Annotated in this window: 16 protein-coding genes; 12 read left to right on the top strand and 4 right to left on the bottom strand. The window is 70.0% G+C overall.

What is annotated here, in order from left to right; translation table 11 throughout:
* Positions 1 to 13: 13 nt before the first annotated feature.
* Positions 14 to 493 carry a hypothetical protein gene (locus tag ASF60_RS21855; protein ID WP_056190170.1) on the bottom strand — a complete coding sequence of 160 codons (480 nt, stop codon included), beginning with the start codon at positions 491 to 493 and terminating at the stop codon, positions 14 to 16.
* A 204-nt stretch (positions 494 to 697) separates the two neighbouring features.
* Between ASF60_RS21855 and ASF60_RS21860 the strand changes: the two genes are divergently transcribed.
* From ASF60_RS21860 to lysA, 5 genes are all read left to right on the top strand, one after another.
* Entirely contained in the window at positions 698 to 1,318 is a 621-nt protein-coding gene (locus ASF60_RS21860) for a DUF1134 domain-containing protein (RefSeq protein ID WP_056190172.1), read from the top strand.
* A gap of 262 nt (positions 1,319 to 1,580) precedes the next feature.
* The gene (locus ASF60_RS21865; protein WP_082508137.1) at positions 1,581 to 2,324 is read left to right on the top strand and encodes a hypothetical protein; all 744 of its coding nucleotides are present in this window, start codon (positions 1,581 to 1,583) and stop codon (positions 2,322 to 2,324) included.
* Between the two features lie 228 nt (positions 2,325 to 2,552).
* On the top strand, positions 2,553 to 2,852 hold the full coding sequence (locus ASF60_RS21870) for a hypothetical protein (RefSeq protein WP_056190176.1): 300 nt from the start codon (positions 2,553 to 2,555) through the stop codon (positions 2,850 to 2,852).
* Between the two features lie 102 nt (positions 2,853 to 2,954).
* On the top strand, positions 2,955 to 3,308 hold the full coding sequence (locus ASF60_RS21875) for a hypothetical protein (protein WP_056190178.1): 354 nt from the start codon (positions 2,955 to 2,957) through the stop codon (positions 3,306 to 3,308).
* Between the two features lie 104 nt (positions 3,309 to 3,412).
* The gene (gene lysA / locus ASF60_RS21880) at positions 3,413 to 4,690 is read left to right on the top strand and encodes a diaminopimelate decarboxylase (RefSeq protein WP_056190180.1); all 1,278 of its coding nucleotides are present in this window, start codon (positions 3,413 to 3,415) and stop codon (positions 4,688 to 4,690) included.
* 3 nt (positions 4,691 to 4,693) lie between these two features.
* On the opposite strand, the gene ASF60_RS21885 is transcribed toward lysA, so the two are convergent.
* On the bottom strand, positions 4,694 to 5,221 hold the full coding sequence (locus tag ASF60_RS21885; RefSeq protein WP_056190182.1) for a DUF533 domain-containing protein: 528 nt from the start codon (positions 5,219 to 5,221) through the stop codon (positions 4,694 to 4,696).
* A gap of 203 nt (positions 5,222 to 5,424) precedes the next feature.
* Here ASF60_RS21885 and ASF60_RS21890 point away from each other — a divergent pair, with 203 nt between their 5' ends.
* The 7 genes from ASF60_RS21890 to ASF60_RS21920 all read left to right on the top strand — a co-directional run bounded on the left by ASF60_RS21890 (position 5,425) and on the right by ASF60_RS21920 (position 13,069).
* Positions 5,425 to 8,088 carry a TIGR02302 family protein gene (locus ASF60_RS21890; RefSeq protein ID WP_056190184.1) on the top strand — a complete coding sequence of 888 codons (2,664 nt, stop codon included), beginning with the start codon at positions 5,425 to 5,427 and terminating at the stop codon, positions 8,086 to 8,088.
* A 136-nt stretch (positions 8,089 to 8,224) separates the two neighbouring features.
* On the top strand, positions 8,225 to 8,410 hold the full coding sequence (locus ASF60_RS21895; RefSeq protein ID WP_056190414.1) for a twin transmembrane helix small protein: 186 nt from the start codon (positions 8,225 to 8,227) through the stop codon (positions 8,408 to 8,410).
* Between the two features lie 175 nt (positions 8,411 to 8,585).
* Positions 8,586 to 9,206 carry an acyloxyacyl hydrolase gene (locus tag ASF60_RS21900; RefSeq protein WP_082503765.1) on the top strand — a complete coding sequence of 207 codons (621 nt, stop codon included), beginning with the start codon at positions 8,586 to 8,588 and terminating at the stop codon, positions 9,204 to 9,206.
* 207 nt (positions 9,207 to 9,413) lie between these two features.
* A complete protein-coding gene (locus tag ASF60_RS21905; RefSeq protein ID WP_056190187.1) occupies positions 9,414 to 9,986 on the top strand; it encodes a cob(I)yrinic acid a,c-diamide adenosyltransferase in 573 nt (190 codons plus the stop codon).
* A 213-nt stretch (positions 9,987 to 10,199) separates the two neighbouring features.
* A complete protein-coding gene (locus ASF60_RS21910) occupies positions 10,200 to 10,949 on the top strand; it encodes an electron transfer flavoprotein subunit beta/FixA family protein (RefSeq protein WP_056190189.1) in 750 nt (249 codons plus the stop codon).
* A 99-nt stretch (positions 10,950 to 11,048) separates the two neighbouring features.
* A complete protein-coding gene (locus tag ASF60_RS21915; protein ID WP_056190191.1) occupies positions 11,049 to 11,996 on the top strand; it encodes an electron transfer flavoprotein subunit alpha/FixB family protein in 948 nt (315 codons plus the stop codon).
* Positions 11,997 to 12,187: 191 nt separating this feature from the next.
* The gene (locus ASF60_RS21920) at positions 12,188 to 13,069 is read left to right on the top strand and encodes a 3-hydroxybutyryl-CoA dehydrogenase (protein ID WP_056190193.1); all 882 of its coding nucleotides are present in this window, start codon (positions 12,188 to 12,190) and stop codon (positions 13,067 to 13,069) included.
* A gap of 29 nt (positions 13,070 to 13,098) precedes the next feature.
* Here ASF60_RS21920 and ASF60_RS21925 read toward each other — a convergent pair whose 3' ends face one another.
* Positions 13,099 to 13,401 carry a hypothetical protein gene (locus ASF60_RS21925; protein ID WP_056190194.1) on the bottom strand — a complete coding sequence of 101 codons (303 nt, stop codon included), beginning with the start codon at positions 13,399 to 13,401 and terminating at the stop codon, positions 13,099 to 13,101.
* A gap of 131 nt (positions 13,402 to 13,532) precedes the next feature.
* Complete coding sequence (locus tag ASF60_RS21930; protein WP_056190196.1) at positions 13,533 to 14,543, bottom strand: NAD(P)H-quinone oxidoreductase; 1,011 nt, start codon at positions 14,541 to 14,543, stop codon at positions 13,533 to 13,535.
* Between the last annotated feature and the right edge of the window lie 28 nt (positions 14,544 to 14,571).

The following is a 14,571-nucleotide window of genomic DNA, read 5'->3' on the forward strand; positions in this document are numbered from 1 at the left end:
GGCGTCCCGGCGCTCAGTCCGACAGGTTTCGATCGCGCTGTTCCTGCAGCGTCGGCCAGCGGGCTTCGGCCCGGGGAGCGAGGCTCGGATCGGCCATCGCCTGCGCCCGGTGCGCTTCGTTGCGGAACAGGTAGAGCCGATCGCCGCCGGCCGGACCCGACAGTCGCGCGAAGATCAGCGGGTCCGTGTCGACGAGGCGCCCGTCCAGGATGCCGACCGCATCGAAGCCGCCGAGGCGGGGTGCGTAGGCGATCGGATCGCGGCGGAAGGCTTCCAGGTTTCCGGCGCGCGCGAAGCGCCAGGTCCGGCCGTGCCAGGCCCATTCGTAAGCCGGGCGCCCCGCCTCGGGTCCGTCGAGGAAGTAGCTGACCGCATCGAAGCCGTTCAGGGCGATCGGGCCGGCCGGCAGGTCGACCAGGCTGGCGGCCCGGGCGATGATCGGGTGTCCGACGCCGGCGGCGGCGAGGAGCCAGTGACGGCGTGTTAACCACATGTTGCTTTGTTTCGCATCATGGTCGCCAAAATCGGTTGCCGGAACCGGTCGGCAGGTCCGGTTGCGGCCTTCGCCGGGGATCGGAGCGCACCGACACGGGGTGACGTCCGCCCCCAGGGTTGTCCGGCGATGGATAGCGCGGCCTCGGTTAGCAAGACGATACCGCCTCGCATCGGCGGCAGGGATAAGCAGGAGGGACGAGGCATGACGTCGAACCATCGGGCCGCCCGTGCCCTCTCAGCGCCCCGCCCCGCGACGCGGCGCGGTTTCGTCGGCGGCCTCGCGGGCGCGCTGCTCCTCGGTGTGTCGCCGCGTGCGCTCGCCGCCGTCGAAGGCGGGCCGGGCACGTTCCGTCCGGAGGAGCTGGTCGATAACGGCCACCGCTTCTTCGGGTCGATGTCGCGGGGTCTGGCGAAACTCGTCGAGGAGGCGACCCGCCGCTGGGGCGAGCCGAATGGCTACATCCTGGGCCAGGAGGCGTCCGGCGCCATCGTGGGCGGCGTCCGCTACGGCGAGGGCACGCTCTACACCCGCAATGCCGGACAGCGCCGCATCTACTGGCAGGGGCCGTCGATCGGCTTCGATGTCGGCGGTGACGGCGACCGCACCATGATGCTGGTCTACAACCTTCCGGCCGTCTCGGGCCTGTATCGCCGCTTCGGCGGCGTCGACGGGTCGGCCTACCTCGTCGGCGGCTTCGGCATGACGGCGGTCACGGCCGACAACATCGTGGTCGTGCCGATCCGGACCGGTGTCGGTGCCCGCCTCGGCATCAATATCGGCTACCTGAAATTCACCAGCAAACCGACCTGGAACCCGTTCTGACCCGGACGCCCGGCGCTGCGGCAGCAGGTCGCAGCCGGCCAGGTGCCGAACCGTCCCGAGCGGCCCGGGCGGCGGCGCATAGGGGGGGCGTCTTCGTGGTTTGCGCCGAAGTCCTGCCGTCGGTCACCGATGCCGCCTCGGCTTTCTGAGAGAGCCTTGCCCATCCCGGGAAGAAATGAGCTAAACAGGCGTCCCAGGGGCGACGGTGCCGGGCGCATCGGGCGCCGTTCCCGTCCACGGCGTCTTGGGTGAGCGTTACCGCGTGATCGAAACCGTGATGATCTTCGCGCTCGGCTTCCTCGCCGCCAGCCTGTGCGCGCTGCTGCTGCTGCCCGCCGTGAACGCGCGGGCCGCTCGCCTGTCCGAGCGCCGCCTGCAGGCACGCCTGCCCCTCTCGATCACCGAAGTGGCGGCCGAGAAGGATTACCTGCGGGCGCAATTCGCCGTCGCCCAGCGCCGCCTGGAGCGGAAGGTCGAGGCGGTGGCCGCCCATCGCCACGCCGACCTCGCCGCCATCGGGGCACGGACGATGGAGGCCGCCGCCCTGACCCGGACGGTGGAGGCGCGCGACGCCACCCTCAGCGAGCGCGAAGCGGTGATCGCGGCGACGCGGGCGACCTTGAACGCGGTCGAGCGCGATCTCGAAACGGCCCGCCAGGACACCGCCCTCGGCATCGCCACGCTGCAGGTGCTGGAGGAGGCCCACCGGGACGTCCTCGACGACCTCATCGCCCTCCGCTCCGGGCCGGTCCAGCCGGGCGGCGCGACCGACACCGCCGATGCGGGCAGGGATGTCACGGATCTCACCGCCGCGCTGGTGGCCGAGCGCGAAACCCTGCGGGCCAGCCTCGCGGCGGCCGAAAAAGCCCTCGCCGAGGTGATGGCCCGCCGCGACGGCGAGGCTGCCGACCTCCGGCGCCGGATCTCGGACGTGGCCGACGGCCTGATGCAGCGCGAGCGCCTGCCGCCGGCCTCGGCCTTCTCGCTCCCGGCCCAGACCAACTGAGGGTTCGGCCACGAACCCGGATCAACCGACGGATCGGCCGCCAAACCCATGTGGCGGCCTGAGGCGTCGTCATGTGCGCCGGAAAACGTGGCGGCCGTTGCGCGGACCGGAAATCGCGGCGTAGAAAGCCGCCTGACCACGCGGCGACCACCCGCGCGCCTTGTTTCGACCATGTCGGCGCTTCATCGGATCGCCCATTCCCTGTTTTTGAGACGGACTGCGCCCATCATGGCCCTTAAGCTCACGTCGCTTGCCCTCGTCCTCGCCGGAACGGCCTCCATCCTGGCCGCGCCGGCCCTCGCTCAGCCGGCCGCCCAGCCGCAGGGGGCCGCGGCACCCCAGACCAAGCGGGGCAACGAGACCCTGAAGAAGTACTGCACCGGCGACTACCTGACCTATTGCGGCAATCTCGCCACCGACGATCCGGCCCTGGACAAGTGCTTCCAGACCAACTGGACCAAGCTGTCCGAGAATTGCCGTCGCGCCATCGACGTCTACCAGAAGACCGACGGCAAGAAGAAGGGCTGAGCCTCGTCGAACGCCAAGCGGGACAGCGTCGCCGTCGTGCTCGCCTCGCGATGCCGCAACGGCTATGCTGTCCGCCACCGCGTTTCGGATCGCCAAGCGTTGATGTTCCTCCCCGCCCGCCATCTGCCGACGATCGCCCTGGTCGGTCTCATCGCGCTCGGCGCCTCGGCCTGCGGCCGTCGCGGCGCGCTCGAGCCGCCGCCGGGCACCGAGGCCGCGCGCTCGTTCGCCCGCCCGGGTCTGCCCGGCGTCGCGAGCCCCCGCGCCCTGCCGCAGAGCGTCGGCCTCGGTGGCGGTACTGCGGCGCCGGATCCGGAGGCCGTGCGGGCGGGCGACGAACTCGACACCCTGGCGGTGCCGGGCTCCGGGGCTGAGGCACCGGTGAAGACGACCCGCGGCGCCAAACGCGGCTACGTCGTTCCCAACCGGCCTTTCCTGCTCGATCCCCTGCTGTAGAAGCGGGTCACCAAGCTCCTCCCCCTCCCCCGTGCGGAGCGGCGCGCCTCGCGGTGCGCCGTGCCCGGACGATGATCCCGGTCGGGACGCTCGCAGGCAGGCCGATGCACCACTTCCACTATCGCGATGGCCGTCTTCGGGCCGAGGATGTCGATCTGACCGCCCTCGCCGAGGAGGTCGGGACGCCGTTCTACTGCTATTCGACCGCCACGCTGGAGCGTCACTACGGCGTCTTCGCCGAAGCGTTCGGGGGCGATGACGCCCTGGTGTGCTACGCCATGAAGGCGAACTCCAATCAGGCCGTGCTGACGACCCTGGCGCGCCTCGGCGCCGGGATGGACATCGTGTCCGAGGGCGAGTTGCGCCGGGCGCTGGCGGCCGGCGTCGATCCGCAGCGCATCGTGTTCTCCGGCGTCGGCAAGACCCGCGGCGAGATGGCCGCCGCCCTCAAGGCCGGCATCTACTGCTTCAACGTCGAGAGCGAGCCCGAACTGGCCGAACTCTCCGCCGTGGCCACCAGCCTCGGTCTGACCGCGCCGATCTCGATCCGGGTCAACCCCGATGTCGATGCCGGCACCCATGCCAAGATCTCGACCGGCAAGTCCGAGAACAAGTTCGGCATTCCATTGAGCCGAGCCCGGGCGGTCTATGCCCATGCGGCGACGCTGCCGGGCCTCGCCATCTCCGGCGTCGACATGCATATCGGCAGCCAGATCACCGATCTGGCGCCCTTCGACCATGCCGCCGGCCTGCTCGCGGGGCTTGCGCGCGACCTGATGGCCGAGGGCCATCCGCTCCACCACATCGATTTCGGCGGCGGCCTCGGCATCCCCTACCGCGACGACAACGCCCCGCCGCCGGAGCCGGCCGCGCTCTCCGCCATCCTGCGCCCGCATTTCGCGCCGCTCGGCCTGCGCCCGGTGTTCGAGATCGGCCGGATGATCGCCGGCAATGCCGGTATCCTGGTCACGCGGGTGATCTATGTGAAGCGCACCGAGGGCCGGACCTTCGTCATCGTCGACGCGGCGATGAACGACCTCATCCGCCCCACCCTCTACGACGCCTATCATGGCCTGCGCCCGGTCACGGAGCCGACACCCAAGACGCCCCGCCTCGTCGCCGACGTGGTCGGACCGGTCTGCGAGAGCGGCGACTACGTGGCGCTCGCTCGCGAGATGCCGGAGGTCGCCCCCGGCGACCTGATCGCCATCATGAGCGCCGGGGCCTATGGGGCGGTCCAGGCCGGCACCTACAATTCGCGCCTGCTGGTGCCGGAGGTGCTGGTGCGGGGCGCCGACGCGGCGGTGGTGCGGCCGCGCCAGAGCTACGACGACCTGATCGGCCTCGACCGGGTGCCCGGCTGGCTCACCCCGCAGGCCTGACCGTCACGCCGCCAGTTCGCCCTCGATGCGGCTGACAGCCTCCTCGGGGACATCCAGGGTCTCGGCGAGACGCTTCAGGAACTCGCGCTCCTGCAGGGTGTCGGCCAGCACCGAGAGACGGACGGCGGCGTAGATCCGCGCCGCCTGTTCCGGCGTCTTCACGGCGTCCCCGATCTCGTCGAGATCGACCGGGTCGGCGATCTCGGCCTCCAGCCACGCCGCTCCGTCGGTGGCCAAGCCCGAGGCCTGCACCGCCGCGTCGAGACGCTGACGCTCGTCCTTGTCGATCAGGCCGTCCGCCAGGGTGGCGGCCACCATCGCCCGCAGCATGATACGAGCCTCGTCCTCGCCCACCGTAGGGGCCGAAGCGTCGGCGGCGGGAGCCGCTGCCGCCTCCGGCGCGCCCGGCCCCCGCAGGGCCCGCGCCGCGAGACCCGCCACCAGGGCAAGGCCCCCGAGGGCCGCCGTCGCCGCGAGGCTGCCGCGCCGCGAGCGGACCAGAGCATCGACGAGGGGTTTGACATCGACCATGGCGGGCATCCTTCCGGCGTTCTGAAAATCGTGGCAGCAACCCGCGAGAGGCACGACCGGTTCAGATCGATCCCTCGAACGATCGGACCGCTTTCGACAGGACCCCTCCCCTGGGCTGATTTGACCCCGCCGCACGGCGCCTCCACCATGCTAGCCTGATCGGCAGGCGTGCCGCCGATGCGGCGCGCGAGGAGCCAGACACGATGGGCGAGGCCGAGCCGGCGACCTCCACGGGCAATCCGCAGGCACAGGCGACCGGCGGTGCCGGGCCGCAGCAGCGGCTCGACCGCCTCGTCGCGCGGTCGCAGGTGGCCGGGCTGTGGGAACGGGCCTGGCCGATCCTGTGGCGCGGTTTCGGCGTGGGGCTCGCCTTCCTGACCCTGTCGTGGCTCGGGCTCTGGCTCGACCTGCCGCCATTCGGCCGCATCGTCGGCCTCGCTCTGTTCGCACTGGCGCTGGGGGCCGTGCTCCTGCCGCTCGCGCGTCTGCGGCCCGGCACCCGCCGGGAGGCGCTGGCGCGGATCGACCGCGAGGCTGCCGCCAAGGGTGGCGCGCTGGCTCATCACCCCGCCGCGGCGATCGACGACACCCTGGCGGTCGGAACCTCCGACCCGGCCACCCGCGCCCTCTGGGCCATGCATCAGGCCCGCGCCGTCGCCGCCGTGGCAGGCCTGAAGGCCGGCCCGCCGCGACCCGCCATGGCGCGGCGCGACCCCTTCGCCCTGCGGGCCGGCCTGATGGTCGCCGCGGTGGCGAGCCTGTTCGTGGCCGGCGCCGAGTGGCGCCCGCGCATCCTCGGGGCCTTCGACTGGCAGGCGCCCCCGGCGCCTGGGCCGAACTTCCGGGTCGACGGCTGGATCGACCCGCCGCTCTACACCCGGCTGCCGCCCCTGGTGGTGACCATGACCGGCGACCGGCAGCGTCTGCGCGCGCCGGTCAATTCCACCCTGATCGTCCGCATCGCCGGCCAGGGCGAAGCCGTGCTGACGCCCAATGCCGGCTTGAAGGCGCTGCCCGGCAAGCCCCCGCAGGCGGACCTGCGCGAGGACCGCTTCCAGCTTACCGGCGAGACGGCCGATCTCACCATCGCGACGGTCGGCGGCCCGACCCAGCACCTCGTGATCGAGACCATCCCGGACACCCCGCCCGAGGTGCAGCGCATCGGTGCGCTGGACGTGAATGCGCGCGGGACCTTCAACCTGACCTACCGGGCCAAGGACGATTACGGCATCGCCGCCGCCGAGGGCCTGGTCGAGCCCCTTGCCAACACCCGCTCCCTGGTGCCGCCGCCGCGGATCGCCCTGGCGCTGCCGGCGGATGCGACCGGCGAGCACGACACCAAGACCCTGGTCGATCTCACCGACAATCCCTGGTCGGGCGCTCGCGTCCGCCTGACCCTGGTGGTCAAGGACGAAGCCGGCCAGGAGGGGCGCACCCCCACCGCCGAGATCACCCTGCCGGCCCGGATCTTCGCGCAGCCCCTCGCCCGCGCGCTGGCCGAGGAGCGCCGCCGCCTGATCACGGCGCCGGACGAGAGCCGCGGGCGGGTCCAGACCGCCCTCGATGCGCTCCAGATCGCCCCGGACCGGTTCACGCCTCAGCCCAGCGTTTTCCTCGGGCTGAAGACCGCGTCCCGCCGCCTGCGGGCCGCCCGCAACGACGAGGCCCTGATGGAGGTGGCCGACCTTCTGTGGGAGATGGCCCTGAAGATCGAGGACGGCGACCTTTCCGACGCCGAGAAGAGCCTGCGCGCGGCACAGGACAACCTCAAGCAGGCGATCGAGCGCAATGCGCCCGACGAAGAGATCAAGAAGCTTACCGAAGATCTCAAGCAGGCCCTCGACAAGTTCATGAAGAACATGGCCGAGCGTCAGCGCAAGGATTCCCTGTCTCAGGCCGAGAAGCGCCCGCCCAATCCGAACGCCAAGACCGTGACGCCTGACGACCTCAACAAGATGCTCAGCGACATGGCCGAGGCCATGAAGCGCGGCGATACGGCGGAGGCGCAGCGGCTGCTCGATCAGCTTCGTGAGATCCTGGAAAATCTCCAGACGGCCGAGCCGGGCGGCAAGTCCGACCCCAGCAGCCGCGAGATGAGCAAGCAGGCCGACGAACTCGACAAGCTGTCGCGCGAGCAGCAGGCCCTGCGCGACGAGACCTTCAAGGACGGTCAGGACAAGCGCAGCCAGCAGGGGCAGGGCCAGCGCGGCCAGCGTCCGCAGCCGGGTCAGCAGGGCCAGCGGCAGGAGGGACAGAAGGGTCAGCCTGGCCAAGGCCAGCAGGGCCAGCAGGGTCAAGGCCAGCAGGGCCAGCAGGGGCAGGGCCAGCAGGGCCAAAAGGGCGAGGGCCAGAAGGGTGGCGCCGGACAGCGCCAGCAGGCCCTGCGCGAGCGCCTTGAAGACCTCCAGCGCCGCATGAAGGACCTCGGCATGCAGGGCGAGGACGGCCTGTCGGATGCCGAGGAGGCCATGCGCGAGGCCGAGGGCGCTCTCGGCCAGGGCAAGGACGGCGATGCCGCGGACGCCCAGGGTCGGGCTCTCGAAGGCCTGCAGCGGGGCGCCGAGGGCATGCAGAAGCAGATGCAGGAGATGGCGGAAGGGGAAGGCGAGGGTAAAGGCGAGGGCGAGGGCGAGGGCGGCGAGAAGCCGAGCCAGCAGGGCCAGGCCGGCAATCGCGACGACGATCCCCTCGGTCGCCCCAGCAAGGGCCGCGACATGACCAGCGGCAATGCCCGCGTGCCGACGGCGGACGAATCCGCCGTGCAGCGCACCCGCCGCATCATGGAGGAGCTGCGCCGCAAGCTCGGCGACCCGAGCCGCCCGCGCGAGGAACTCGATTATTTCGAGCGCCTGCTGCGCCGGAACTGACCCGGCGCCCCGAATTCGGGGCGCCTTCCCCGCCGGGCATCTGTGCCCCCTGGGCTGCGCCAACGGCGCGGCCCATATGGGGCTCAGCCCCCAACCGAACCGAACCGACCTGACAGACGCGAGACCTGACCCCGTGATCTCTTCCAACTCTCTCGTGCTCCTCGCCTGTGTGGCGGTGGCGGTGGTGCTGTTCCTCGGCCTCCTCAACATGATGCGCGGCGGCAGCGCGAACGTGTCGCAGAAGCTGATGCGCCTGCGCGTGCTGCTGCAGTTCCTGGCGATCATCCTCATCATGGGCGTGGTCTGGTGGCGCTCGGCCTGAAGCGGTTCCGCGTCCCGGCGATTGTGGCCGGCGCGTAATCCCCGTCGCGTCCGGGAAGCCGGGGGTGTGGCTGGTGAGCCTCACCGCACAGCTATCGGCGATCCGCTCGCCTTGGAGCCTGCCGCCCGCGCGATCGCGCGTGCTAGACAGGACCGGTTCAACCGGAACCGTCTTGATGCATTCCCACTCGTTCCGCCTCGCTGCCGCTGCCGCCGTGCTCGCCACGGCCCTGCCGGTCCAGGCCGCAGACTTCCCGTCCGCGCCGCCGCCGGCCGCCGCCTATCTCAGCCCGGTGAAGCCGCTCAGCATCGTCTCCGAGGTCCGCATCGGCGGGGCCGTGCAGGACCCCGGCAGCGCCGAGCACAACACCAGCAACATCAACGGCGAGATCCTGTTCTCCAAGCCGCTCGTCAGCATCGATCCGTTCTGGCAGGCCTTCGTGCCCCGGGCGACGGTGGGCGGCAGCTACAATTTCGGCGGCCGCACCAGCTACGCCTATATCGGTGCGACCTGGACCGTCGACCTCTTCCCCCAGACCCTGAACAACATGGTCTTCCTCGAGGGCTTCTTCGGCGCCGGCGCCCATAACGGCTACACCGGACCGAAGCCGACCGCCCCGGCCGGCTTCAACACGCTGGGCTGCAACCCGCTGTTCCGCGAGGCGGCCGCCCTCGGCTTCCGGCTCACCGAGCATTGGAGCATCATGGCCACGGTCGAGCACATGTCGAATGCCGGCCTCTGCGCCAACAATCGCGGCCTGACCAATTTCGGCGGCAAGATCGGCTATACCTTCTGAGCGGCCGCATGGTCTAATCCGACAGTCCCTTCGGACTTGCCGGGGCCGGTTTCGCGAGAGCGGGGCCGGCCCTCTGCGTTTGCGGGGGTCTGCGGTGGGCTCCTTCGCGCCCGCGCAATCTCCCGCGCGCCGGCATAGACTCCCCGGCGCCGAATTCTGCGCTAGGTTCCGCCCCACCGCCAGGCTCGCTCAGGATCGGACGTCATCGTGGTCACGCTCAATCGCATCTACACCCGCACCGGCGACAAGGGATCGACCGCGCTCGCCAGCGGCGAGCGTCGCTCGAAGGCGGACCTGCGCATCGAGACCTACGGCACCGTGGACGAGACCAATTCGTGCATCGGTCTCGCGCGGCTGCATGCGGAGCCGCGCCTCGACGCCATGCTGGGCGCCATCCAGAACGACCTGTTCGATCTCGGCGCCGACCTCGCGACGCCGGAGAGCGCCGAGCCGCCCCAATACGAGCCGTTGCGGATCGTCGCCGCCCAGGTGCAGCGGGTGGAGCGCGACATCGACGCCCTCAACGCCGACCTGTCACCCCTGAAGTCCTTCGTGCTGCCCGGCGGGTCGGCCGCCTCCGCCGCCCTGCACTTGGCCCGCACCGTCTGCCGTCGGGCCGAGCGTCTGGCTGTGGCGCTCGCCGCCACCGAGGGCGAGATCGTTTCGGCCGAAGCGCTGCAATACCTCAACCGGCTCTCGGACTTCCTGTTCGTGGCAAGCCGCACCGCGAACGCCAACGGGGCCGACGACGTGCTCTGGGTTCCGGGACAGAACCGCTGACCGTAAGCGGCCGCAGCTGAGAGCACGGCCCCTGGGCCCTGCGCGACAGGCGCTCGCGCGCGCGGAGCCTTGCGTTGACAAGGCGGAAATGAGGCCGTTACGGTCCGCCGCTTCAATGATCAGGGTCCAGACCTTCGGTTGTGCCGGGGGGCCTTTGCGCGCCGCGCCGACCTGATCGAACAATAACCGTCCGCGCGGAGGAGAGTGAACGCCATGAAGGTTCTGGTGCCCGTCAAGCGGGTCGTCGACTACAACGTCAAGATCCGGGTCAAGGCCGACGGTTCGGGCGTGGATCTTGCCAACGTCAAGATGTCGATGAATCCCTTCGATGAGATCGCCGTCGAAGAGGCGATCCGTCTGAAGGAGAAGGGTAAGGTCACCGAGATCGTCGCCGTCTCCATCGGCCCGCAGCAGGCGCAGGAGACGCTTCGCACCGCACTCGCCATGGGCGCGGACCGGGCCATCCTGGTGAAGACCGACGGCCTCGTCGAGCCCCTCGCCGTCGCCAAGATCCTGAAGGCTCTGGTGGAGAAGGAGGCCCCCGGCCTCGTCATCCTGGGCAAGCAGGCGATCGACGACGATTCGAACCAGACCGGCCAGATGCTGGCCGCGCTCCTCGACTGGCCGCAGGGCACCTTCGCCTTCAAGCTCGAATTCGGCGAGGGCTCGATCGACGTCACCCGCGAGATCGACGGCGGATTGCAGACCGTGTCGCTGACGCTGCCCGCCATCGTCACCACCGACCTGCGCCTGAACGAGCCGCGCTACGCCTCGCTCCCCAACATCATGAAGGCCAAGAAGAAGCCGCTGGAGGAGTTGGCGCCCGACGCGCTCGGCGTCGACGTGACGCCGCGCGTCACCGTGCTCAAGACGGTCGAGCCCGCCGGGCGCAAGGCCGGCATCAAGGTCGGGTCCCCGGCCGAACTCGTGCAGAAGCTGAAGGGCGAGGCCGGGGTTCTCTGAGCCCGACGCCACCCATCGGTTTCACGGCCCGCCGCAGGTTTGCGGCGGGCGATCGGGGTCCGGGACCCTCCCGCTGATCGATTTCGAGGTTCGCACACCATGGCCACCCTTCTTCTCATCGAGCACGACAATGGCGCCGTCCGCGACGCGAGCCTCAAGGCTCTGACGGCCGCGACCGCCCTCGGCGCTCCCGTGCATGCTCTCGTGGCCGGCGCCGGCAGTCGCCCGGCCGCCGAGGCCGCCGCCAAGCTCGACGGGGTCGAGACGGTGCTGCTGGCCGAGGACGCCATCTACGACCATCTCCTCGCCGAGCCCACCGCCGCGCTGCTCGTCGCCCTGGCAGAGCCCTACGACGTGATCGTCGCCGCGGCCTCCACCACCGGCAAGAACGTACTCCCGCGCGTGGCCGCGCTCCTCGACGTGGCGCAGATCTCCGACATCATCAGTGTCGTCTCGCCCGACACCTTCGAGCGTCCGATCTACGCCGGCAACGCGATCCAGACCGTCCAGGCCGGCGCCGGCAAGAAGGTGATCACCGTTCGCATGGCGGCGTTCAAGCCGGCCGGCGAAGGCGGCGCGGCCGCCGCGATCGAGCCGGTCCAGGCCGCCGCCTCGTCGGGCAAGTCGAGCTTCAAGGGCGAGGAGATCGCCAAGTCCGACCGCCCGGAACTGGCCGCGGCCAAGATCATCGTCTCCGGCGGCCGTTCGCTCGGCTCGTCCGACAAGTTCAAGGAGCTGATCGAGCCTCTGGCCGACAGCCTCGGAGCCGCGGTCGGTGCCTCCCGCGCCGCCGTCGATGCGGGCTATGCCCCGAACGATTGGCAGGTGGGCCAGACCGGCAAGGTGGTGGCGCCCGATCTCTACGTCGCCGTGGGCATCTCCGGTGCGATCCAGCATCTGGCCGGCATGAAGGACTCCAAGGTCATCGTCGCCATCAACAAGGATGAGGACGCTCCGATCTTCCAGGTGGCCGATTACGGCCTCGTCGGCGACCTGTTCCAGATCGTGCCCGAGCTGCAGGCCGAGATCGCCAAGGCCAAGGGCTGAGACGAACGCCCGAGACGGCCGGTCTGCGCTGTTCACACCGGCCGTCCCGGGCGAAGGGTGGTCGCGCGAGGTGGAATTGCTCTAGGACGCTGCCGCCGCAGGACGTTATAAGCGACACGGTCGTTCCGGGCGGCCGGGCGGGGGGCCCGGTCGGCGACGAGGGGACGCCCTCAGGGGTGCGAGTGCAGACGATGGGCATCGATATCAGGACGGTCGGCATCATCGGCGCCGGGCAGATGGGCAGCGGCATCGCCCATGTGTGCGCGATGGCCGGCCTGGACGTCCGCCTGAACGACCGGGACCCGGCGCGCATCCACAACGGCCTCGCCACGGTCGACGGCAACCTCGCCCGTCAGGTCGCCAAGGGCACCATCGCGGACGAGCAGCGCCGGACGGCCGTCTCCCGCATCGTCGCAGCGGAGACCTTCGACGATCTGGCGCCCTGCGACCTCGTGATCGAGGCCGCGACCGAGGACGAAGCGACCAAGCGCCAGATTTTCAGCGCGCTCTGCGCCTCACTGAGGCCGGACGCCCTGATCGCGACGAACACCTCGTCGATCTCGATCACCCGGCTGGCGGCATCGACCGATCGGCCGGAGCGCTTCATCGGCATCCACTTCATGAACCCGGTGCCGGTGATGCAGCTCGTGGAGCTGATCCGCGGCATCGCCACGGAAGACCCGACCTACGAATCGGCCAAGGCCTTCATCGCCAAGCTCGGCAAGATCTCGACGATGTCGGAGGATTTCCCGGCCTTCATCGTCAACCGCATCCTGCTGCCGATGATCAACGAGGCGATCTATACGCTGTACGAGGGTGTCGGCTCGGTCGAGTCCATCGATACGGCGATGCGGCTCGGCGCGAACCACCCGATGGGTCCGCTGCAGCTCGCCGACTTCATCGGCCTCGATACCTGCCTGTCGGTGATGCAGGTGCTGTACGAGGGACTTGCCGATTCGAAGTATCGGCCCTGCCCGCTTCTCGTGAAATACGTCGAGGCCGGCTGGCTCGGACGCAAATCCAAGCGCGGCTTCTACGATTATCGCGGTGAAACGCCCGTGCCGACCCGCTGAGGCGGACCGGCACAGACGGGAATCTCGTCCTACTGCTTGTTGCCGTTGGCCGCGGGCTGGGCCGGAGCCGGGTAGGCCGGGTTCGAGGCCGGCACCGAACCGGTATTCGACGACGACGTCGCGTTCGAATCGCCCTTCACCGAGCCCGTCACTTCCTGGCGGGAAGCATCCTGGCTCTGCGAGGCGTAGTCCTTCGGCGAATTCGCGCCCTGCCACGTCATCAGGCCGGTGATCGCGATCGCGAGCAGCACCAGGCTGGCGACGAGGACGTAGAGCACCGGCTTGCCGCGCTTGCCCTGCCGGGCTTCCTGGCCGTGTAGATTGTCTGCCATGCGATCCTCGCTTGAACGGCCCTGAAGACCGCTGTTTCGACCCGAGCGTCGATTCCGCGGAACCGGGCTCGTGATTGTTGCTCGGGTCTGAAACGCGAGGGTCGAGAGCGGAGTTCCCGTCCAGGTCCGGCTCAGCGGCCGGTCACCAGCATGATCTTGCCGAGATGGGCGCTGGATTCCATCAGCTCATGGGCCTTTCGTGCCTCTTCCAACGGGAAGGTGGCGTGGATCACGGGCCGGATCGTGCCGGATTCCAGCAGCGGCCAGACATCCCGGGCGAGGCCTTCGGCGATCGCCGCCTTCTCGGGCTTGGGCCGGGCGCGCAGGGTGGCGCCCGTGAAGGTCAGGCGCTTCATCATGATCGGCGTCATGCTGAAGGCATCGACCTTGTAGCCCTGCATGAAGGCGATCTGCACCAGACGCCCCTCGATCGCGAGGGCCGAGAGGTTCTTGGCGAGGTAGGGCGCCCCGACCATGTCGAGGATGACGTCGACGCCGTTGCCGTCGGTGAGCCGCTTCACCTCCTCGACGAAATCGGCCTCGCGGTAGTTGATCGCGGCCTCGGCGCCGAGCTTGACGCAGAAGTCGCATTTCTCGGCCGACCCGGCGGTGGCGAAGACGCGGGCGCCGTGATGCTTGGCGATCTGGATCGCGGTCGAGCCGATGCCGCTCGATCCGCCATGGACCAGGAAGGCCTCGCCGGCCTTCAGGCGACCGCGCTCGATCACCGTGCTGTAGACGGTGAAGTAGTTCTCCGGCAGGCCGCCGGCCTCGACGAGGCTGAGCGATGTCGGCTTCGGCAGGCATTGCCCGATTTCGGCCACCGCGAACTCGGCATAGCCGCCGCTGATCACCAGGGCGCAGACTTCGTCGCCGAGCGCGAAGCCCGTCGCGCCTTCGCCGAGGCCGACGATGCGACCGGCGACTTCGAGGCCGGGAATCTCGGTGGCGCCCTTCGGCGGCGGATACTTGCCCTCGCGCTGCTGGATGTCCGGCCGGTTGATGCCGGCGGCCACGACCTCAATCAGCACCTGACCGGGGCCGGGCTGCGGCAGCGGCACCGTTTCGAGGGTGAGCACGTCCGGCCCGCCGGCTGCGGCGTAGCGGATCTGACGCATGGTCTCGGGCAGGCTGGCGGTCATCGCAGGGTGTCTCCAGGGAGCCCCGTCA

This window comes from Methylobacterium sp. Leaf113, assembly GCF_001423325.1.
Taxonomy (GTDB): domain Bacteria; phylum Pseudomonadota; class Alphaproteobacteria; order Rhizobiales; family Beijerinckiaceae; genus Methylobacterium.